Origin of the sequence: Clostridium sp. AF32-12BH (assembly GCF_003477935.1) — a bacterium.
In the GTDB taxonomy this organism is placed as follows: Bacteria; Bacillota; Clostridia; order Lachnospirales; family Lachnospiraceae; genus Brotaphodocola.
Map to the genome: position 1 here is coordinate 129,113 of NZ_QUEH01000010.1, position 18,141 is coordinate 147,253.

An 18,141-nucleotide genomic window follows, 5' to 3' on the forward strand; every position below is an offset into this window, starting at 1 on the left:
TGAACTCCTTTCGTTTTTTGTTAAGCGGATTCGATTTCGTAAGTGAAACCGGCTTCCTCAATGGCCCGGATGGTATCCTGGATTCCCTGCCCGCCCGCGGTCAGGTAACCGGAGGCAAAAATGGAATCCACCACGCGGAGCAGGTCTTTTTCTTTTCCCTTAAAATAAACTTCCCGTCCGGCAGCACAGCGGATATCAGATTTCGGGACCAGAAGTCTGGCAAGGCAGAGCACCTTCAGACAGTATTCCGTTGTGAGCCCAGAAATATCGGCGTGCTCTAACGGCGTACCCGGGATCGGAAGCAGGAAATTGATCGGGAGTGCTTCCGGCTGGATCTCGCGGAGTTCCAGAAGCATGTCGACAACATCTTCTTTGGACTCGCCCATGCCGATGATTCCGCCGCTGCAGATCTCAAATCCCAGTTCCTGAAGCATTTTGATGTTGGCCACGCGCTGCTCAAAGGTATGGGTGGAGCAGATGTTGGGATAATAGGAACGGCTGCTGTTTAAATTGTGGTTGATGCGGTCGAGTCCGGCTTCTTTTAAAATTTTTGCCTGATGCTCGGTCAGAAAACCAATGGAACAGCACAGATGTGTACCGGTTTCTTTCATTTTACGGATCCGTTTCGCCAGATCTTCGATTTCCGCGTCGGTGAATTTCATTCCGCTTAAGCCGATACAGTGGCGGGACAGATGGTTCTCGTTGACAAAGTCATTGTCTTTATATAATTTCTCATCGTCTACCCATTTGTATTTATCAATCTCAGCTTTGGAGCGGCAGGACTGGGCACAGTAAGCGCAGTCCTGGGAACAGTTTCCGCTGCGGGCATTGGTCAGGATATGGATGCTTACATGGTTTCCTTTATACTTTCTGCGCAGGACCTCTGCACGGGCGATGAGTTCCGGAAGTTCTCCATCCGGAGTGTTTAAGATGGCAAGCGCTTCCTCGCGGGAAAGCTGTGGATCGGTGGAAATATCAGGCGTTGTGCTCATAAGATCGGATCTCCTTTGATATGGTAAATAAAAATTGGCTTTGAGAAATAAAATAGCACGGGGAGATATGATTGTCAACCTATAATTGAAAATTAGTTAACAATTAGATGCAAGGAAATAGAAGACAGTCAGAGCATGTGGACAAGGGAGTCCATGTATTGCGATGAAATTTTCAGAGTTTCGAATTTGTTTCGAAAATACCGTTGTTTTGTTAAAAATAGGTTGGTAAAATCGAGATACGATATGATAGGTACGATTCGATATCCTATAGAAATGATAAAATGATTTTCCGGGCAGGACCGGTTTGGGGCTGCTGCCGGAAATCAAAGGAAGGGTGAATCAATATTATGGAATTAAGAATATTAGACTGGATCCAGACTTTTCGGACACCGCTTGGGGATTCGCTGATGTGTCTGATCACGGGCGTAGGAAATGCGGGAATTATCTGGATTGTCCTTACCTGTGTTTTGCTGTTGATCCCCAAAACAAGAAAGTACGGTATGGTGGTGCTTGCGGCGCTGGCACTGGATATGGTTTTATGCAATGGTATTTTGAAGCCGTTGGTAGGCAGGGCACGCCCATTTACAGCAAATCTGTCGATTCAGCTTCTTGTCTCAAAACCGGCAGATTATTCTTTTCCGTCCGGTCATACGGCGGCAGCCTTCGCTGTCGTGTCGGCACTCTTTTTTGCCGGGGAGAAGAAAATCTGGAAAGGTGCACTGGTGTTAGCGGTGTTGATCGCATTTTCCAGATTGTATCTGTATGTGCATTATCCGACGGATGTGCTCGCAGGTGTTCTTGTGGGATGCATTTGCGGGTACGCAGGAAACTGGATGATAAAGAAAATTTCTGCTAAGTCATCCCGGTAAAAATTAACTGGAAAGCACTTTTTTGGATTCCTCCAGATGAAAAACCAGCTTTTTTTGCAGTTGCAGAAGATGGCATTGTGAGAAACACAAATTCTTCACAAAAAATTAGCACTCACCTCTTGACAGTGCTAACAACATGTGCTATAGTACAGTCAATGTTATAGAAGCAGTATAACAGATGAGATAAAAGATGACGTTGCACTAAAAGGAATGGAGGTGTGATTTATGAATATAAACAAATTTACCCAGAAATCAATGGAAGCCGTCCAGAACTGTGAAAAGCTTGCTTACGAATATGGCAATCAGCAGATTGAACAGGAGCATCTGTTTTACAGTCTGCTCACACTGGATGACAGCCTCATTTTAAAATTGTTAACCAAGATGGGCATCAGCAAAGAGCTGATTACCAATGAAGCACAGCAGAAGCTGGCAGGACTGCCGAAGGTAAGCGGTTCCAGCCAGGTTTACATCAGCAATGATTTAAATAAAGTCCTCATCAATGCGGAGGACGAATCCAAAGCCATGGGCGATGAGTATGTCTCTGTAGAGCATATTTTCCTGTCCATGTTAAAGTATGCGGACCGCACCATGAAGGAGCTGTTCCGTCAGTATGGCATTACCCGCGACACCTTTTTGCAGGCACTGTCTACGGTGCGCGGCAACCAGAGAGTTGTCAGCGACAATCCGGAAGCAACCTATGACACCCTGGAAAAATATGGCTACGACCTGGTAGAGCGTGCGAAGGACCAGAAGCTTGACCCGGTCATCGGTCGTGACAGCGAGATCCGTAACGTAATCCAGATTCTTTCCCGAAAGACCAAGAACAACCCGGTCCTGATCGGTGAGCCTGGTGTTGGTAAGACGGCGGTTGTCGAGGGACTGGCCCAGCGTATTGTCCGCGGCGATGTGCCGGAAGGCTTAAAGAACCGCAAGCTGTTTGCGCTGGATATGGGCGCACTGGTCGCAGGTGCGAAGTATCGCGGTGAGTTCGAGGAGCGTTTGAAAGCGGTCCTGGAAGAAGTCAAAAAGAGCGAAGGACAGATCATTCTGTTCATCGATGAGCTGCATACCATTGTGGGAGCCGGAAAAACCGAAGGTTCCATGGATGCGGGCAACCTCTTAAAGCCGATGCTGGCCAGAGGCGAGCTGCACTGTATCGGTGCGACCACACTGGATGAATACCGGAAATACATTGAGAAAGATGCGGCCCTGGAACGTCGTTTCCAGCCGGTGCTGGTAGACCAGCCGACCGTAGAAGATACCATTTCCATTCTGCGTGGTATCAAGGAGCGTTACGAAGTGTTCCATGGTGTCAAGATCACGGACTCTGCCCTGGTGGCAGCAGCTGTGCTTTCTGACCGTTACATCACCGACCGCTTCCTGCCGGATAAGGCGATCGACCTGGTCGATGAGGCCTGTGCCCTGATCAAGACCGAGCTTGACTCCATGCCGACCGAACTGGATGAACTTTCCAGAAAGATCATGCAGATGGAGATTGAGGAGACTGCATTAAAGAAAGAGACAGATCATTTGAGCCAGGAGCGTCTGGCTGATCTGCAGAAGAATCTGGCAGAGCTGCACGACGAATTCGCCAGCAAGAAGGCTCAGTGGGAAAATGAGAAGAATTCCGTTTCCCATCTGTCCGCATTGCGTGAGGAGATCGAGCAGGTAAACCGCGATATCGCGACTGCACAGCAGCAGTATGATTTAAATAAAGCAGCAGAATTGCAGTACGGCAAGTTGCCGCAGCTGCAGAAAGAACTGGAAGCCGAGGAGGAGAAGGTCAAGAATCAGGATCTGAGTCTGGTGCATGAGAGTGTCACCGAGGATGAGATCGCGCGGATCATCTCCCGCTGGACTGGCATTCCGGTAAACAAATTAAACGAGAGCGAGCGCAGCAAGATCCTGCATCTGGATACCGTGCTGCACAAACGGGTCGTAGGCCAGGATGAAGGCGTGGAAAAGGTAACCGAAGCCATCCTTCGTTCCAAAGCCGGGATCAAGGATCCGACCAAACCGATTGGTTCCTTCCTGTTCCTTGGACCGACCGGTGTCGGCAAGACCGAGCTTGCGAAAGCCCTGGCTGAGGCACTGTTCGACGATGAGAACAATATGGTCCGTATCGATATGAGTGAGTACATGGAGAAACATTCTGTAGCCCGCCTGATCGGAGCACCTCCGGGATACGTTGGTTACGATGAGGGTGGCCAGCTGACTGAGGCAGTCCGCAGAAAACCGTACTCCGTAGTCCTCTTCGATGAGGTGGAAAAGGCACATCCGGATGTATTCAATGTCCTGCTTCAGGTATTGGACGATGGTCGTATCACCGATTCCACTGGCAAGACCGTGGACTTCAAGAACACCATTCTGATCATGACCTCCAACATCGGTTCCCAGTATCTGCTGGATGGCATCGATGAAAACGGCAATATCAAGCCGGAGGCTGAGGCTATGGTCATGCAGGATCTGCGTGCCCACTTCCGTCCGGAGTTCTTGAACCGTCTGGATGAGACGATCCTCTTCAAGCCGTTAACAAAGGATAACATCAGCCACATCGTGGATCTGATGGTAGCCGATGTTAACCGCCGTCTGGAAGACCGCGAACTGAAGGTAGAACTGACCGATAATGCCAAGAGCTTTGTAACCGACCATGGTTACGACCCGGCATACGGCGCACGTCCGCTGAGACGTTATCTGCAGAAGAATGTAGAGACGCTGGCAGCAAGGATCATTCTGGAAGGCAATATCAGCGAAGGTCAGACCATCGTGATCGATACCGATGAGAAGGGCGAGAAGCTGATCGCATATGTAGAATAACAATATTATCAGGCTTAACAGCCCCGTGTGAACTGCCGAATGGCAGTTCACACGGGGCTTATTTCTTTCGCGAATTTCTGGAAAGCCTTGGATGCCACGCTCTGCGGATATTCGGAGTCGGAGATTAGTAGGATGTTTCGTTCCGGAAACTGCTCCTGCACCTGGATCTGGAAGATGTTTCCGGCGGCGAGTTCGCTGTGGGCGAAGGCTTCCGGGATGAACCCGATCCCTAAGTTGTGGCGCACGGCGGGCAGAATCAGGTCAGTGGTGGCCAGCTCCATGTCAGGTGAGAAGGAGAGTCCGTACTGCGCAAAGTAAGTGTTTAAAAAAGTACGGCTGATAGATTCCGAGGTCAGGCTGATCCAGGGGTAGGAGGCCAGCTCGCGCAGGGAGACCGGATGACCTTTCAGTTCCGAGAAGCGTTTTCCACTGATGAGAATATCGCGGTAGGTGTGCAGCTTTTTCATGCGCAGAGGCTCGGAAATATGGAGCGGGAGAGAAGAAACCACGGCAAAATCCACCTTGCCGTCCCGCACAGCCTGAATGGAATCCTGGGTGCTGTGATTTAAGATCTGGAAGTGGACACCGGGATATTCCTCATGGAAATTTTCCATGGCTTCAAAAAGCCAGGAGTGCAGGGCGGTTTCCGTGGCGCTGATGGAGATGCTGCCATTCTCCAGCTGCAGCAGATCACTTAAGTGGCTTTCTGCGCGGAAAAACTGCAGGCATCCGGCGGAGACGTATTCAAAGAAGCGGCTTCCCTCGGCGGTCAATTCCATTCCGGATTTACTGCGGATAAAGAGACGGCAGCCAAGGTCTGCTTCCAGCTTGTGGATGACGCGGGTTACGGCAGGCTGGCTAGTGTTTAAAGCAGCGGCGGCGCGGGTTAAGTTGCCGTATTTTGCGACATAGTAAAAGATTTTATAGTATTCGAAATTAGATGTCATGGTATATTCTCCAAGTTTATCAGTCTGTTTTTCTCAAAAGGTTGTCTCCATTATAGTACAGAAATCAAGGAAAATCCACGGTTTGCGGCATATCCATATCAAATTGATATGAATATAATGCAGAAATTGCATTTTACAGATTGGATTGTATGTGCGAAAATACAATGCGTAAACGTTAGAAAAATAACAAACAAAAATTTTTGAGCAAGAAACGCAACGTTTCCCATGTTGCGCAGACAGCAGCAAAACGACGTAAGCAAAGAAAGAGGTAAGATCATGGAGAACAACACCTGTCTGGAAAAGCAGCCTCTGTGTGAGGAAATGCTGGAAAAGATGAACGCCTACTGGCGTGCGGCAAACTATCTGTCTGCCGGTCAGTTATATCTGTTAGATAATCCGCTTTTAAAGAAACCGCTGAGCATGGATCAGATCAAAAAGAAAATCGTAGGACACTGGGGAACCGTTCCTGGCCAGAACTTTGTGTATGTGCACTGCAACCGTGCTATCAAGCGCTATGATCTGGATATGATCCTTCTTTCCGGTCCGGGACATGGCGGAAACTTCCTGATCGCCAACACCTATCTGGACGGAAGCTACAGCGAGGTATATCCAAATATCAGCCAGGATGAGGAAGGCATGAAGAAGATGTTCAAGCAGTTCTCCTTCCCGTGTGGTGTTCCGAGCCACTGCGCTCCGGAAACGCCTGGTTCCATCAACGAGGGCGGCGAGCTGGGGTACTCCATTGCGCATGCATTTGGCGCCGTGTTCGATAACCCGGACCTGATCGCAACGGTAGTTGTAGGTGATGGCGAGGCAGAGACCGGACCGCTTGCGACTTCCTGGCAGTCCAATAAATTCTTAAACCCGGTCACCGATGGTGCAGTTCTTCCAATCCTGCACTTAAATGGTTACAAGATCAGCAACCCGACCATTTTCTCCCGTATCCCGCATGACGAGATCAAGTCCTTCTTTGAGGGCTGCGGCTGGAAGCCGTACTTTGTTGAGGGCGATGACCCGATGACCATGCACAAGAAGATGGCAGAGACCATGGATACCGTCATCGAGGAGATCAAAGCCATTCAGAAGCATGCAAGAGAGGAGCAGGATCCGGAGCGTCCGAAGTGGCCAATGATCATCCTGCGCACTCCGAAGGGCTGGACTGGTCCGAAGGTAGTAGACGGACAGCAGATCGAGGGTTCTTTCCGTGCCCATCAGGTGCCGATCAGTATGGAAAAACCGGAGCATTTACAGCTGTTAGAAGCGTGGTTAAAGAGCTACCATGCAGAAGAGCTGTTTGATGAAACGGGACGTCTGATTTCGGAACTGGCTGAGCTGGCTCCAAAGGGCAATGCGCGTCTGGGTGCAAACCCGCATGCAAACGGCGGACTGCTGCTGAAAGATTTGCGTCTCCCGGATTTCCGCGAGTATGGCATTCCAGTTGAGCCGGGCAAGACCAAGGCTCAGGATATGATTGAACTTGGCGGCTATATCCGTGATATCTTTAAGCTCAATGAGGACAGCAAGAACTTCCGTATCTTCGGACCGGATGAGAGCATGTCTAACCGTCTTTACAAAGTATTTGAGGAGCAGAACCGCGACTGGAACGGCGAGCTGCTTCCGACCGATGATAAGCTGGCAAGAAATGGCCGTATCATGGATGGTATGCTGAGTGAGCATATGTGCGAGGGCTGGCTGGAAGGTTACCTGCTGACCGGCCGTCATGGCTTCTTCGCAAGCTATGAGGCATTTATCCGTATCGTGGATTCTATGGCTGCGCAGCACGCAAAGTGGCTGAAAGTCTGCAACCAGCTGTCCTGGAGACGCCCGATCGCATCCTTAAACTTCATCCTGACTTCCAACGTATGGCAGCAGGACCACAACGGATTTACCCATCAGGATCCGGGATTTTTAGACCATATCGCTAACAAGAAAGCAGACGTTGTCCGCATGTATCTCCCGCCGGATACCAACTGCCTGCTGTCCTGCTTCGATCACTGCATCAAGAGTAAGAACTATGTGAATGCGATCGTTGCATCCAAGCATCCGAGCTGCCAGTGGCTATCCATGGAGCAGGCTGTAAAGCACTGCACCCAGGGTATCGGTATCTGGGAGTGGGCAAGCAATGACTGCGGCGAGGAGCCGGATGTTGTTATGGCATGCTGCGGCGATACTCCGACCCTGGAGACCATGGCTGCCGTTACCATTCTGAGAGATGAGCTTCCTGAGCTGAAGATCCGCGTTGTAAATGTGGTTGACCTGTTCAAGATGGAGTCCGACCATAAACATCCGCACGGCTTAAGCGATGCAGAGTACGATGCAATCTTTACTCCGGATAAGCCGGTTATCTTCGCATTCCACGGTTATCCGACCCTGATTCATGAGCTGACCTACGAGCGCAACAACCACAATATGTCTGTTCATGGTTACCAGGAGGAAGGTACCATCACGACACCGTTCGACATGCGTGTCCAGAACCAGCTTGACCGCTTCAGCCTGGTGAAAGATGCCGTGATGCATCTGCCGCAGCTTGGCAACCGTGGTTCTTTCCTGATCCAGAAGATGAACGACAAACTGGTAGAGCACAAGCAGTACATTGCCGAGTACGGTCAGGACCTCGAAGAGATCCGCAACTGGGAGTGGCATGTACCGGTAGAAAAATAAGTACAGATGATAGTGAAACAGAAGTATTATATATAGAAGAAACGCCGTCCGCAAAATGGGCGGCGTTTCTTTGTCTAAAAAAATCAGCGGAGGCGCCGGTGGCACCTCCGCTGATCTGGCAGTTGTGGGTATACCGCAGGGCGGCACACCATGTTTAGAAGGATAATGAGGAAATGAATTACATCGCACGAACCGTCATTACTCCGGAGCGTGCATGGACCATGCATTGTGGTCCGTGTGTAAGATCATGTGGGACTTGTGGGAAAGAGGATGTTCAAGGAAATCCTGGTACAGCTTTTGTTGAGGTAAGATAACGATACCTTTTTTGCAGAGGGTGTTATCTTACCTCTTTTTGATGTATGTTAGATAGCATAACTCTTTACGTCGGCTCCTATCTGTCTGAAATAGGAGATACTTTCGGTAGGCTTGTCACCTGTATCAACTCTGCCGACAAAGCTATAAAAGATTTCGATTTTGCGGGTGTTCGTTTCCTTATCCAGTTCGTGAATAAGAATACGGTCAATAAATTCATGGACGTTTTCGTAGGTCAGTTCTTCAATCGCTGTGTATCTGCGTACCAGTGCGACAAACCTTTTTACGTCCGCGCTGCGCTCGGTGGCGTTGTCGATTTCCTGTGACAGCTCCGCAATCCTCCGGGTCAGCGTCTTTTTTTCTTCATCATAGCCGGAAGTCAGAAAAGCAAATTGTTCATCTGAAAGTTTCCCTAAAGCGTTGTCCTCGTAGAGCTTGCGGAATAAGATGTTCAGCTCGTTAATACGGTTCTGCGCCTTGTCAAGCTCTTTCCGCTGCTGTGTCAGCGTCTTTTGTACTGCCTTTGCGCTGCACTCGTTGGCTGTTTCGATAAACTCCTGTTCATGCTCTTTCACATAAGACGTTACTCGCTGCAAGTCTGCAAGGACAAGTTCTTTCAATACGCTTTTGCGGATATAATGCGTAGTGCAGAGCATATCATTTCTTGCCCGGTTGCGGTAGTTGCCGCAAGTGTAGGCGTGTTTCCGTTCAAGCATCCCGGCTCCGCGTACTGCATACATTTTGTAGCCGCAGTCCCCGCAAAAGAGCAGCCCGGAAAACAGGTCAATTTCATCAACCTTTGTCGGGCGTTGCCGGGTGGCAATCCGCTTCTGTGCAAGTTCAAAGGTTTCTTCATCAATCAAAGGTTCGTGAGTGTTGGGGAAGAAATACCTTTTTTCCTCCGGGTTCTTTTTCGTCTTTTTCGACTTATAAGATACCTTGTAGGTTTTCCCGGTTATGGTATGCCCTAAATATTCTTTCCTTGTCAGAATGTCGTACAGCGTCTTATCCGGCCAGTTGTACCATGCGTTGAGCTGTGGGCGGGGGTGGCGTTTGCTCCCTGTCCTGCGGTAGCGCAGTTCCCCGACGGTCAGTATTTCATTGTCCCGCAGCCAGTTCTGGATTTCACACATACGGTCGCCCCGTACATACATTGCAAAAATCTGTTTTACGACGTGCGCCGTTTCCGGGTCGGGTATCAGATGATTGCGGTTATCCGGGTCGATAAGGTAGCCGTAAGGAGCTTCGCCGTTGACGCGCTCGCCTTTCTGCGCCTTTGCCTGTTTGACAGCCCGGATTTTCTTTGAGGTGTCGCGGGCGTAAAACTCGTTGAACCAGTTCCGCAGAGGGGTAAACTCGTTATCTTCCCTTGCTGTGTCTACACCGTCGTTAATGGCAATGTAGCGCACTTCATATTCGGGAAAGACAATCTCTATCAGCTCCCCGGTTTTCAGATAATTACGTCCCAGACGGGAAAGGTCTTTTGTTATGACGGTCGCCACGTTCCCGGCTTCAACCTCATGCAGCATGGCTTGAAGCCCCTCACGCTCAAAGCTCACGCCGGAAAATCCGTCGTCTACGAAAAAGCGCGTGTTGAAAAAGTGGTGTTCGTCAGCATACTTTTGTAAAATCAGTTTTTGGTTCTGTATGCTCTCGCTTTCCCCGGCTTGCATATCTTCCTGGCTCAATCTGCAATATAAAGCGGTAATCTTGTCTGTCTGTAACATTTTGTCCTCCTTTCCGACGACAGACAAGCATGGTATTTGTACTGTCTATATTATACCACATACCGCTGCCTGTGTCATGTATAAAATGTGAAGAAACGCCCTATTTCCGGGCGTTTGCGGGGTTCAGTTCCATGTCTTTGCGAATGAGTTTTTTTATCTTTTTATCCAGTGTGTCCGTTGCGCGTTCACTTGCGGACGAACATACAAGGTAAGTAACTTTTCCTATTTTATGCTCCGTTGTGGTAACGGGCGTTTGGTTTTGCGTCAAAGAAAATCCCCCTTTCTTTCGCAAACATATAATATAGTCTATGAATAGCAGCAAGTCCACTATTCAATAAAACAAAGGCTTTAATCGGACGGTTATTAGCATAACCTCATGGGAATTTCACCCCGGCATGGTTCTCATGCCGCCCTACCCATTGCCTGCGACGCTCTTAACGCTCGGACTGTGGCTGTAAGGAAGTATCATTGTATATTCTGCGTGTCGTCGCCCGCAAGCCGCTACACTTGCTTTCCGGCGCGGTGTTGGTCGCTCGGCTGTCCGGGCGGGGATAACCTCACCCGGATAGCGTCATGGCGCACCCGCCGTATGGCTCGGCGCAAAAGGAACGTATCCGATTTGCCCTATGCTGCGCCGCCGTTATCTTGCGCCGCTTTCTTTGTCAAGGTTCAGAATGGCTTTGCTGCCGCGTCAGCAGCGGAACGGAAAAGGGGGAGAGAGAAAGCGTCCCGCCGCCGCTGCGGTTTATTCCTCTGCCTTAAAGGTGAGGACAGCCATCATCAGTTTTGCTTGCAGCCGTTCCCGAATGTCGTGGTCTACGCCAAAATAGACGTTCCCGCGCTCGTCGTACAGCTTCCGCATGGAGAGGCGGGCTATGTAGCCGCTGAAATGCTGCAAGACAATCTTCATGGCGTCCGGGTCGCCCTTTGTCGCTGCCACAATGACAGGATAAGGAACAAGGGCATTTTCCGGGTAGCCGGGTTCGTTACCATTCGTCCCATTCATCAGCATTTTCCTCCAGATATTTTCTTAATTTCTCAAAAGAGCTTGTCCGCCTGTACTGTATCGTGCTTCTCGACGTGTTGAACAGCTCCGCAATCTCGGTATCGTTCATTCCCTCGAAGTAATACAGCAATATGGCTTTGCGCTTTTCTTCCGGCAAAGTACGGATTGCTTCAAGAAGCAGCTTTGGCGTGATTTTCTTCCCGGCTTTCTCAAAGACGGTTTCGGCGGCTTCACGTTTGAAATATTCATCAAACGTATGAAGCTGCCGCGCTTCGTCTAAGGTCATGTCGGAAAAGGTCACTTCCTTTGCCTTGTGTCTGCGAAGTTCTCTATGGGTGTCGCAAGCTTCATTGTGCAATACCGTATTACAAAACTTCTGAAAAGCACACTGTTTGTAAAACTCCCTGCTATTAGGTTCCACATTCTCACCTCCTTTCTCGTTGGAAAGTTGGTGGTGCTTCCCCCCTTTTCGCGGGGCAATACGGCGTTTTTCAAAAACGCCGAAGATTTTTTGAAATTTCTTCAAAAATTTTTTGAACGTACAAAATGCGCCCGTCCGAAAAGCCCGGACGGGCGCATAGGCATTGTAAGCAGTATCCAGATGATTAGACAGTTCATATATATAAGCGTAGTTTCCCCCGGTGGTGGGCGGGCTTTTTTTGATAAGTCAATAACTGTCGGATTTTGTCGATATGCTTTTTGCTTCATGGCGGCTACCTCCTTTAGCCGCCGATTTCAACAGTGATACCGCGTCATTTCATTAGAAGATAAAAAGAAACGGCGGCTTTGATTTTTCAAAGCTGCTGCGGAAATCAAAGAACGACAAGCAACAGTTCTGATTTTGCTCCAATATGGTTATTAGGGGCACAAATTAAAATCAAAAAAGAGCCGATAACAGCAGTATTTCAAACTGCATATTATCGGCTCTGCGTCTGTGCGTCTGGCTCTTTTAATTAAATTATTTCTGTTGTTTTTTGGCTTTATTATATGTATTAGCTAACTGTCCACAAGCTGCTTTAATCTCTCTACCATGAGAAACTCTCATGGTAACTTCAAGTCCTGTTTGCTCTAATTGATGTTTGAACGCAACCATTTCTTGTTTTTGTGGTGCTCTAATTTTTGAATTACTCGTCGGGTTGTATTGCAGCACGTTAATCATAACATTTTTGCCCTTAAACCATTTTGCAAGTTGCCTTATATCTGAGGAACGGTCATTTATACCTGGTAAAAGCAAATACGCAAATACCACTTTTCGATTATGCCTTTGAGAATAGGACAATGCTTGCTTAACAACATCTTCAATAGCGTACATGTGCATATGAGGAATGATACAGTTTCTCGCAGCCTGTGTTGCTGCATGTAAAGATATTGTCAACTGAATTTTTAGATGTTCTTCGCGCAATTTTTTTAATTGATTAACTGGACCAACTGTTGATACGGTAATGCCGTCGGTTGGAAAGTTAAGTCCATTTCTATCTCGAAGAATATGGATTGCTGCAATCAAGTTGTCGTAATTGAATAAAGGTTCTCCCATTCCCATAAAAACGATACGATTTACTTTTTGACGTATCAATACAACCTGCTGCACAATTTCAGACGGTGTTAGATTACGAACAAAACCATTGCGTCCGGACTCACAAAAAATACAGCCAACAGAACAACCAACTTGCGTACTTACGCAAACAGTCCCACCATCTCGCCGTTTAATAAAAACCGTTTCAATATACCTGTTATCTTTCAATTCATAAACATACTTTTCAGTATCGCTACTTTTATAGACTTTTTTTGTTGATATTGATAGATTTTCTTTGTGAAATGGCTGTTTATACAATTCCGTATATAAGGCTCTTGCTTTATCCTCTCCAATTACTTCCGACATTTCTTTGTAAGTAAATCCGTATGGGTCATTCAATATTTCCGTAGGTGTACTTTTAGGTAAGTGTTTCATTTAAATATCCTTCCTTTTCAAAATTAAAAAGTTTGTTTTTCAGAGTTTTTGATTATGATTTCTAGTTTTTCAACATCAACGATATGCGTTAATTTACATTTAGGGCAGAAAAGAGGAAAATTTCTTAATACCGTATTATAAAATACTTGAACCCTCGTCTTTCCGTTACAAATTGGACATTTTATCCAATATTTTTCAAGCATAATATTTCTCCTTTTGCGCAAAAAAATGCAGGTCAATTCTCAACATGAGCATTGACCTGCATTTATACATATAATACTACAACAAAATTAAGGCATAGTTTTTATACTATGTCTATACGTCGTTAGTTTTGTTGTATAGCATACGCAAAATAAGCATGACAAAAAAGCCCATATTGAAAATGGGAAAAATCTTTTTTGATTTCAATGCTTATCGAATACGCATGCTATGTAACATAAACATTCCCCCCCTTTTATATAATATTATATACAAAAGCAGCTTGTTGTCAACATATATATATATGAATTATTTTGGCTAACTGATAGAACTACGTAGACATATCCAAGAAGAAAGGGGAACAGTAAAATGTAATAGGGTGAATAACTATGGCAAAAAGACCAGTACCACGATACGACTTTAAGGCTTTTGGGGCAGCGATAAAGGCAGCGCGTGAGGGATGCAAGGAGAGCCGCAAGAAAGTAGGCGACGAAATGTTTATCTCGCCGCGCTACCTTGCGAACATTGAGAACAAGGGGCAGCACCCAAGTTTACAGATATTCTTTGAGCTGATACAGCGTTACCATATATCCGTAGACCAATTCCTTTTAGAAACGCCGCCGGAGAAGAACACGCAGCGGCGGCAGCTTGACGCGCTTCTTGACGGTATGAGCGATACAGGCATACGGATTGTAACCGCAACGGCAAAGGAGATTTCCGAAGTCGAAAAAGAGGGCGAATAGGAATGTCCGACTTAAAACTGAACAGGATTTAGAAAGCGTTGTAATCTTTTTTGAGGTTGCAGCGTTTTTCTTTTGCGTAAGTTTGGCAAAATCGCTTTTTCTCCGTAGTAGGTGATAAGAGCCTAAAGGATAAAAACATTCGTAGCAAGCATAGGAAGCGGGTACCACTTCCGTATTTTCGCCCTCCCGCGCTGCGGCGCGTCGGTTGAAAATTGCTTGTTGGGAAGTGTCCCAAACCCTCGGAACGGAAAGGAAAGGAGCGAACACATGGACGGACGCAAAAGGACAGTGCAAATCAAATTCAGAGTGACGGAAGCGGAACGGGATTTAATACTGGAAAAAATGAAGCTCGTACCCACCCGGAACATGGCGGCGTATCTGCGGAAGATTGCCATTGACGGGTATATCATTCAGATAGACCACGCCGATATAAAGGCTATGACCGCAGAGATACAGAAAATCGGTGTCAACGTCAACCAGATAGCACGCCGCGTAAACGCGACGGGGAACGCATACCAAGAGGACATAGAGGAAATAAAGGGGGTGCTTGCGGAGATATGGCGGTTACAAAGATTAAGCCTATTAAAAGCACTCTAAGCAAAGCCCTTGACTATATCGAAAACCCGGACAAGACGGACGGGAAAATGCTTGTGTCCTCTTTCGGTTGCTCCTATGAAACGGCAGATATTGAGTTTGAATATACCCTGTCGCAAGCACTCCAAAAGGGGAACAATTTAGCCTTTCATCTGATACAGTCCTTTGAGCCGGGGGAAGTCGATTATCAGAAAGCCCATGAAATCGGAAAGCAGCTTGCCGACGCGGTAACAAAGGGGCAGCATGAGTATGTACTCACGACGCACATTGACAAAGGACACGTCCATAACCATATCATTTTTTGCGCGGTGAACTTTGTAGACCACCATAAATACAATTCCAACAAAAGGAGCTATTACGGCATACGGAACATGAGCGACAAGCTGTGCCGGGAAAATGGCTTGTCCGTTGTCGTCCCCGGCAAGGGCAGCAAGGGAAAGAGCTATGCGGAGTACCAGGCAGAAAAGACGGGTACAAGTTGGAAAGGCAAGCTGAAAACCACTGTTGACGCGCTTATCCCCCAAGTTTCCAGTTTTGAGGAATTGCTAACGCGGTTACAGGCGGCGGGCTATGAGATAAAGCCGGGGAAATATGTATCATGCCGCGCCCCCGGACAGGAACGCTTCACCCGCCTTAAAACCCTCGGCGCAGACTATACAGAGGAAGCCGTAAGGGAACGGATAGCGGGCAGACGGACAAAGGTGGCGAAAGCTCCCAGAGAGCAGCGCGGCGTGTCGCTGCTTATCGACATTGAGAACAGTATCAAGGCAGCGCAGAGTAAGGGCTATGAACAGTGGGCGAAAATCCACAATCTGAAACAGGCAGCTAAAACAATGAATTTCTTGACGGAACATAAGATTGAGCAGTACGCGGATTTAGTCAGCCGGATTGAGGAAATGGCAGCGGAAAGCGGACAGGCGGCAGACGCATTGAAGAACGCCGAAAAGCGGCTTGCGGAAATGGCGGTGCTTATCAAGAATGTTTCCACCTATCAAAAGACAAAGCCTGTCTATGACGCATACCGCAAGGCAAGGAACAGGGAGAAGTACCGCGCCGGACAGGAACAGGCAATTATCCTCCATGAAGCCGCCGTAAGGTCACTGAAAGCGGCGGGCATTGCGAAGCTCCCGAACCTCGCCGCGCTGCAATCGGAGTATGAAGCCCTCCAAGCGCAGAAAGAAGCCCTTTACGCCGACTATGGAAAATTGAAAAAGAAAGTCCGGGAATATGATATTATCAAGCAGAACATTGACAGCATTTTACAGGCAGACAGACAGCCGGAACGGGAAAAGGAAACAGAACGCGGATAAGGATAGCAAAATCCCCGCCGCTGTGCTATGATAGGGCTATCAAAAAGCAGAGGAGCGTTGAGCATGGAAAACCAGAAAATGCCGGAATATGAAACCATACGCGCCGCCGTTGCCGGGGAGAAATGGGCGGTGGAGAAAGTCGTGGATTGCTACAAGGACGAAATCGACAGGCTATCGACGGTAGCGGTCAGACAGCCAGACGGAAGCACGAAACAGGAAATCAACGAAGATATGCGCCAGTCTATCACAAAGAAGCTGATAGAAGCCCTCCCGCAGTTCCCGCTTGAAGAAATGGAAAAGGGAAATGTCAGATAGGCAAAAAAAGAACAGGGCGCGGAAGCCAGTATATGACTTCCGCGCCCTGTCTTTTTATGGGTGCTGTTTTCGTGAATGTTACGCAGTAGAACGCCATTTTCGGGGGTAAAGGTATAAAGTATCGCCTATCCGATTTTCACGCCCGGAAAGCCCTGTAAATCAAGGGATTTTCCGCACCTACTGCGTAACAGGGGTGCGTCTTTTCCTCATGCGCTCGGCAGCTTGTCTGCGGGTGATACGCTTCCGGCAGACGGGGCAGTATTTGACACTGTTAGAGGTTGACGCAAAGAACGCGCCGCACTCGGTACACTTCTTCTTGTCCCCTGTCTGGTAAAGCTCCGCATAGAGTAGCCTGTCGGCGGGAAGCACCGCAGCCCGGAACCACTTGCAGAGAAGCGAATAGGAAATGAGCTGCGGACAAACGCACTCGTCCCCGTCGTCCAGTAAGATACAGTTCCCGTTATCATAATTGCAGCACGTCCGGCGCACAAGGGCGTTGACTTTCCGGCTCTGGGGCGGCGTCAGCCGCTTAACCCCGTTCATACTTCATCAGCGGCGTAAATGGGAAGCTCTGCAAATTCCGCTTCGGTCAAAGCGTCCACTTTGGAAAGGGTGCGCTTTGCAAGCTCCCGCATATCCGCGTCCATGTAGGGCAGCGCGGCGTTGACATTCTCAATCAAAGCCCGCTTGCCGCCCTCGTTGTAAATGCTCAAAAGGTTTGTTTCTTCAACAGTCAGTCTAATCATGCTCATACCTCCATATCGTGATTTTTTGTTTTTGCCGCCGCCTTTTTCGGGGCGGTCTTTGCCTTGTCTGCTTTAAGCTGCGCCCGGATAGAGGGGCGGGGCTTCCTTATCTTCCTGTCCCGGTTCTCCCCCTTGTCAATCAGCGCATACGTCCCATGTCTGCCCTCGATTTTGGAAAAGGCAAGGGTCTTGTAGGGCAGCATGGAGAAAAGGCGGTCAGTGTCCTTTGTGGCTGCAAGCTGCATGAACGCCGGGGAAAGCTCTACCATGAAATGGGTCTTGTTGGGGCTGTTCGGCGTGTCGTGCCGCTTCATTTCCCGTACAATGCGCCGCGCTTCCGTTTCAATCAGCCCGTCCCGCAATGCGGCGATATGCGCCTTGAAATCCCCCGGCGGAAGCTGCTCCCGGCTGCGCCGTTCTTCCTGTAAGAGCGATTGCAGCGCGTCCGGGTCGTTGGGTACGGCTTCAAAGCGTTCAAACTTTCCAAGCTCATAATCGGGATTGCCGTTGAAAAACTGTCCGGCGGGTATCTCCCGTTCCCCATGCTCATAAATCAGCTTCACCGTATCGGCGGGCAGCTCCTTTTCCTTGACGCGCTCATAATGTTTAGCGTAGTCCAGTTCGTACAGATTGCCCTTGATTTTCCCGCGCTCCGTCCCCGTTAGCTCGATTGCATAGGCAAGGACGCGGTCGCTCGTCTGCTCCATGTAGAAACGCCATGTGTTGTGGGGCGCGGTGTCTTTGAGGAAAACGTCGCGCTCCCGGAAGCAATGCGTCCCGGACGGGCGGCAGAACCACAAAAGGGTCTTGTCCTCCTTGCGGGGGCTTGCCGCCGCCTTTGCGATAATCTCCTTGTCAATCTCCAAGTCGCTCTGGTAAAAGCCTGTGTTCTGCTTCATAACCGCATTGAGGGAAGCGAACAAATCCACGTTCTCAAATTTACTCTGTTTCGGCAT

Annotated in this window: 19 protein-coding genes; 7 read left to right on the top strand and 12 right to left on the bottom strand. The window is 48.6% G+C overall.

The features are described 5' to 3' along the window. Window positions 1–20 precede the first annotated feature (20 nt). On the bottom strand, window positions 21–992 hold the full coding sequence (gene bioB / locus DWZ40_RS11620; RefSeq protein ID WP_118543192.1) for a biotin synthase BioB: 972 nt from the start codon (window positions 990–992) through the stop codon (window positions 21–23). A 347-nt stretch (window positions 993–1,339) separates the two neighbouring features. Here bioB and DWZ40_RS11625 point away from each other — a divergent pair, with 347 nt between their 5' ends. Together DWZ40_RS11625 and clpB are read left to right on the top strand one after the other, a co-directional pair. After that, window positions 1,340–1,861, top strand: coding sequence for a phosphatase PAP2 family protein (locus DWZ40_RS11625; RefSeq protein ID WP_118543193.1), 522 nt, complete (start codon window positions 1,340–1,342; stop codon window positions 1,859–1,861). Window positions 1,862–2,086: 225 nt separating this feature from the next. Then, window positions 2,087–4,678 carry an ATP-dependent chaperone ClpB gene (clpB, locus tag DWZ40_RS11630; protein ID WP_118543194.1) on the top strand — a complete coding sequence of 864 codons (2,592 nt, stop codon included), beginning with the start codon at window positions 2,087–2,089 and terminating at the stop codon, window positions 4,676–4,678. A 47-nt stretch (window positions 4,679–4,725) separates the two neighbouring features. On the opposite strand, the gene DWZ40_RS11635 is transcribed toward clpB, so the two are convergent. Beyond that, complete coding sequence (locus DWZ40_RS11635; protein ID WP_118543195.1) at window positions 4,726–5,625, bottom strand: LysR family transcriptional regulator; 900 nt, start codon at window positions 5,623–5,625, stop codon at window positions 4,726–4,728. Window positions 5,626–5,901: 276 nt separating this feature from the next. Between DWZ40_RS11635 and DWZ40_RS11640 the strand changes: the two genes are divergently transcribed. Next, a complete protein-coding gene (locus DWZ40_RS11640) occupies window positions 5,902–8,286 on the top strand; it encodes a phosphoketolase family protein (RefSeq protein WP_182431722.1) in 2,385 nt (794 codons plus the stop codon). Between the two features lie 362 nt (window positions 8,287–8,648). Here DWZ40_RS11640 and DWZ40_RS11650 read toward each other — a convergent pair whose 3' ends face one another. The 7 genes from DWZ40_RS11650 to DWZ40_RS11690 all read right to left on the bottom strand — a co-directional run bounded on the left by DWZ40_RS11650 (window position 8,649) and on the right by DWZ40_RS11690 (window position 13,482). Next, window positions 8,649–10,325 carry a recombinase family protein gene (locus DWZ40_RS11650; RefSeq protein ID WP_118543196.1) on the bottom strand — a complete coding sequence of 559 codons (1,677 nt, stop codon included), beginning with the start codon at window positions 10,323–10,325 and terminating at the stop codon, window positions 8,649–8,651. Window positions 10,326–10,425: 100 nt separating this feature from the next. Further along, window positions 10,426–10,653, bottom strand: coding sequence for a transposon-encoded TnpW family protein (locus tag DWZ40_RS20325; RefSeq protein WP_004613661.1), 228 nt, complete (start codon window positions 10,651–10,653; stop codon window positions 10,426–10,428). A gap of 417 nt (window positions 10,654–11,070) precedes the next feature. Then, window positions 11,071–11,331, bottom strand: coding sequence for a helix-turn-helix domain-containing protein (locus DWZ40_RS11670; RefSeq protein ID WP_002569189.1), 261 nt, complete (start codon window positions 11,329–11,331; stop codon window positions 11,071–11,073). Then, on the bottom strand, window positions 11,312–11,752 hold the full coding sequence (locus DWZ40_RS11675; protein WP_002569188.1) for a sigma-70 family RNA polymerase sigma factor: 441 nt from the start codon (window positions 11,750–11,752) through the stop codon (window positions 11,312–11,314). Before DWZ40_RS11675 ends, DWZ40_RS11670 begins: the two co-directional genes overlap by 20 nt. 101 nt (window positions 11,753–11,853) lie before the next feature. After that, window positions 11,854–12,039, bottom strand: a complete 186-nt coding sequence (locus DWZ40_RS11680; RefSeq protein WP_009243795.1) for a hypothetical protein — start codon at window positions 12,037–12,039, stop codon at window positions 11,854–11,856. A gap of 250 nt (window positions 12,040–12,289) precedes the next feature. Then, window positions 12,290–13,279 (bottom strand): 23S rRNA (adenine(2503)-C(2))-methyltransferase RlmN, encoded by a 990-nt coding sequence (gene rlmN, locus DWZ40_RS11685; RefSeq protein ID WP_002569187.1) that lies wholly within the window; start codon window positions 13,277–13,279, stop codon window positions 12,290–12,292. 23 nt (window positions 13,280–13,302) lie between these two features. After that, complete coding sequence (locus tag DWZ40_RS11690; RefSeq protein WP_002588768.1) at window positions 13,303–13,482, bottom strand: cysteine-rich KTR domain-containing protein; 180 nt, start codon at window positions 13,480–13,482, stop codon at window positions 13,303–13,305. A 384-nt stretch (window positions 13,483–13,866) separates the two neighbouring features. Between DWZ40_RS11690 and DWZ40_RS11695 the strand changes: the two genes are divergently transcribed. The 4 genes from DWZ40_RS11695 (at window position 13,867) to DWZ40_RS11710 (ending at window position 16,439) form a co-directional block, all read left to right on the top strand. Next, window positions 13,867–14,220 carry a helix-turn-helix transcriptional regulator gene (locus tag DWZ40_RS11695; RefSeq protein WP_002569186.1) on the top strand — a complete coding sequence of 118 codons (354 nt, stop codon included), beginning with the start codon at window positions 13,867–13,869 and terminating at the stop codon, window positions 14,218–14,220. 267 nt (window positions 14,221–14,487) lie between these two features. Continuing rightward, on the top strand, window positions 14,488–14,817 hold the full coding sequence (gene mobC, locus DWZ40_RS11700) for a plasmid mobilization relaxosome protein MobC (protein WP_002569185.1): 330 nt from the start codon (window positions 14,488–14,490) through the stop codon (window positions 14,815–14,817). Next, complete coding sequence (locus tag DWZ40_RS11705; RefSeq protein WP_002569184.1) at window positions 14,778–16,124, top strand: relaxase/mobilization nuclease domain-containing protein; 1,347 nt, start codon at window positions 14,778–14,780, stop codon at window positions 16,122–16,124. Before mobC ends, DWZ40_RS11705 begins: the two co-directional genes overlap by 40 nt. Before the next feature lie 63 nt (window positions 16,125–16,187). Next, window positions 16,188–16,439 carry a helix-turn-helix domain-containing protein gene (locus DWZ40_RS11710; protein WP_002569183.1) on the top strand — a complete coding sequence of 84 codons (252 nt, stop codon included), beginning with the start codon at window positions 16,188–16,190 and terminating at the stop codon, window positions 16,437–16,439. Between the two features lie 177 nt (window positions 16,440–16,616). On the opposite strand, the gene DWZ40_RS11715 is transcribed toward DWZ40_RS11710, so the two are convergent. From DWZ40_RS11715 to DWZ40_RS11725, 3 genes are read right to left on the bottom strand one after another with little or no spacing between them, the layout of a single operon-like run. Further along, the gene (locus DWZ40_RS11715; protein ID WP_002569182.1) at window positions 16,617–16,982 is read right to left on the bottom strand and encodes a cysteine-rich VLP domain-containing protein; all 366 of its coding nucleotides are present in this window, start codon (window positions 16,980–16,982) and stop codon (window positions 16,617–16,619) included. Further along, entirely contained in the window at window positions 16,979–17,185 is a 207-nt protein-coding gene (locus DWZ40_RS11720) for a transposon-transfer assisting family protein (RefSeq protein WP_002569181.1), read from the bottom strand. The genes DWZ40_RS11715 and DWZ40_RS11720 overlap by 4 nt, the downstream gene beginning before the upstream one ends. Before the next feature lie 2 nt (window positions 17,186–17,187). Continuing rightward, window positions 17,188–18,141, bottom strand: coding sequence for a hypothetical protein (locus DWZ40_RS11725; protein WP_002569180.1), 954 nt, complete (start codon window positions 18,139–18,141; stop codon window positions 17,188–17,190).

Excerpts from the sequence above, each read along its gene's own strand:
- DWZ40_RS11720 (WP_002569181.1), bottom strand. The coding sequence starts at position 17,185 with ATGATTAGACTGACTGTTGAAGAAACAAACCTTTTGAGCATTTACAAC.
- mobC (WP_002569185.1), top strand. The coding sequence starts at position 14,488 with ATGGACGGACGCAAAAGGACAGTGCAAATCAAATTCAGAGTGACGGAA.
- rlmN (WP_002569187.1), bottom strand. The coding sequence starts at position 13,279 with ATGAAACACTTACCTAAAAGTACACCTACGGAAATATTGAATGACCCA.
- DWZ40_RS11710 (WP_002569183.1), top strand. The coding sequence starts at position 16,188 with ATGGAAAACCAGAAAATGCCGGAATATGAAACCATACGCGCCGCCGTT.
- DWZ40_RS11640 (WP_182431722.1), top strand. The coding sequence starts at position 5,902 with ATGGAGAACAACACCTGTCTGGAAAAGCAGCCTCTGTGTGAGGAAATG.
- DWZ40_RS11725 (WP_002569180.1), bottom strand. The coding sequence starts at position 18,141 with ATGCCGAAACAGAGTAAATTTGAGAACGTGGATTTGTTCGCTTCCCTC.
- DWZ40_RS11680 (WP_009243795.1), bottom strand. The coding sequence starts at position 12,039 with ATGAAGCAAAAAGCATATCGACAAAATCCGACAGTTATTGACTTATCA.
- DWZ40_RS11650 (WP_118543196.1), bottom strand. The coding sequence starts at position 10,325 with ATGTTACAGACAGACAAGATTACCGCTTTATATTGCAGATTGAGCCAG.
- clpB (WP_118543194.1), top strand. The coding sequence starts at position 2,087 with ATGAATATAAACAAATTTACCCAGAAATCAATGGAAGCCGTCCAGAAC.
- DWZ40_RS11635 (WP_118543195.1), bottom strand. The coding sequence starts at position 5,625 with ATGACATCTAATTTCGAATACTATAAAATCTTTTACTATGTCGCAAAA.
- DWZ40_RS11690 (WP_002588768.1), bottom strand. The coding sequence starts at position 13,482 with ATGCTTGAAAAATATTGGATAAAATGTCCAATTTGTAACGGAAAGACG.
- DWZ40_RS11670 (WP_002569189.1), bottom strand. The coding sequence starts at position 11,331 with ATGAATGGGACGAATGGTAACGAACCCGGCTACCCGGAAAATGCCCTT.
- DWZ40_RS11705 (WP_002569184.1), top strand. The coding sequence starts at position 14,778 with ATGGCGGTTACAAAGATTAAGCCTATTAAAAGCACTCTAAGCAAAGCC.
- DWZ40_RS11625 (WP_118543193.1), top strand. The coding sequence starts at position 1,340 with ATGGAATTAAGAATATTAGACTGGATCCAGACTTTTCGGACACCGCTT.
- DWZ40_RS11715 (WP_002569182.1), bottom strand. The coding sequence starts at position 16,982 with ATGAACGGGGTTAAGCGGCTGACGCCGCCCCAGAGCCGGAAAGTCAAC.
- bioB (WP_118543192.1), bottom strand. The coding sequence starts at position 992 with ATGAGCACAACGCCTGATATTTCCACCGATCCACAGCTTTCCCGCGAG.
- DWZ40_RS11695 (WP_002569186.1), top strand. The coding sequence starts at position 13,867 with ATGGCAAAAAGACCAGTACCACGATACGACTTTAAGGCTTTTGGGGCA.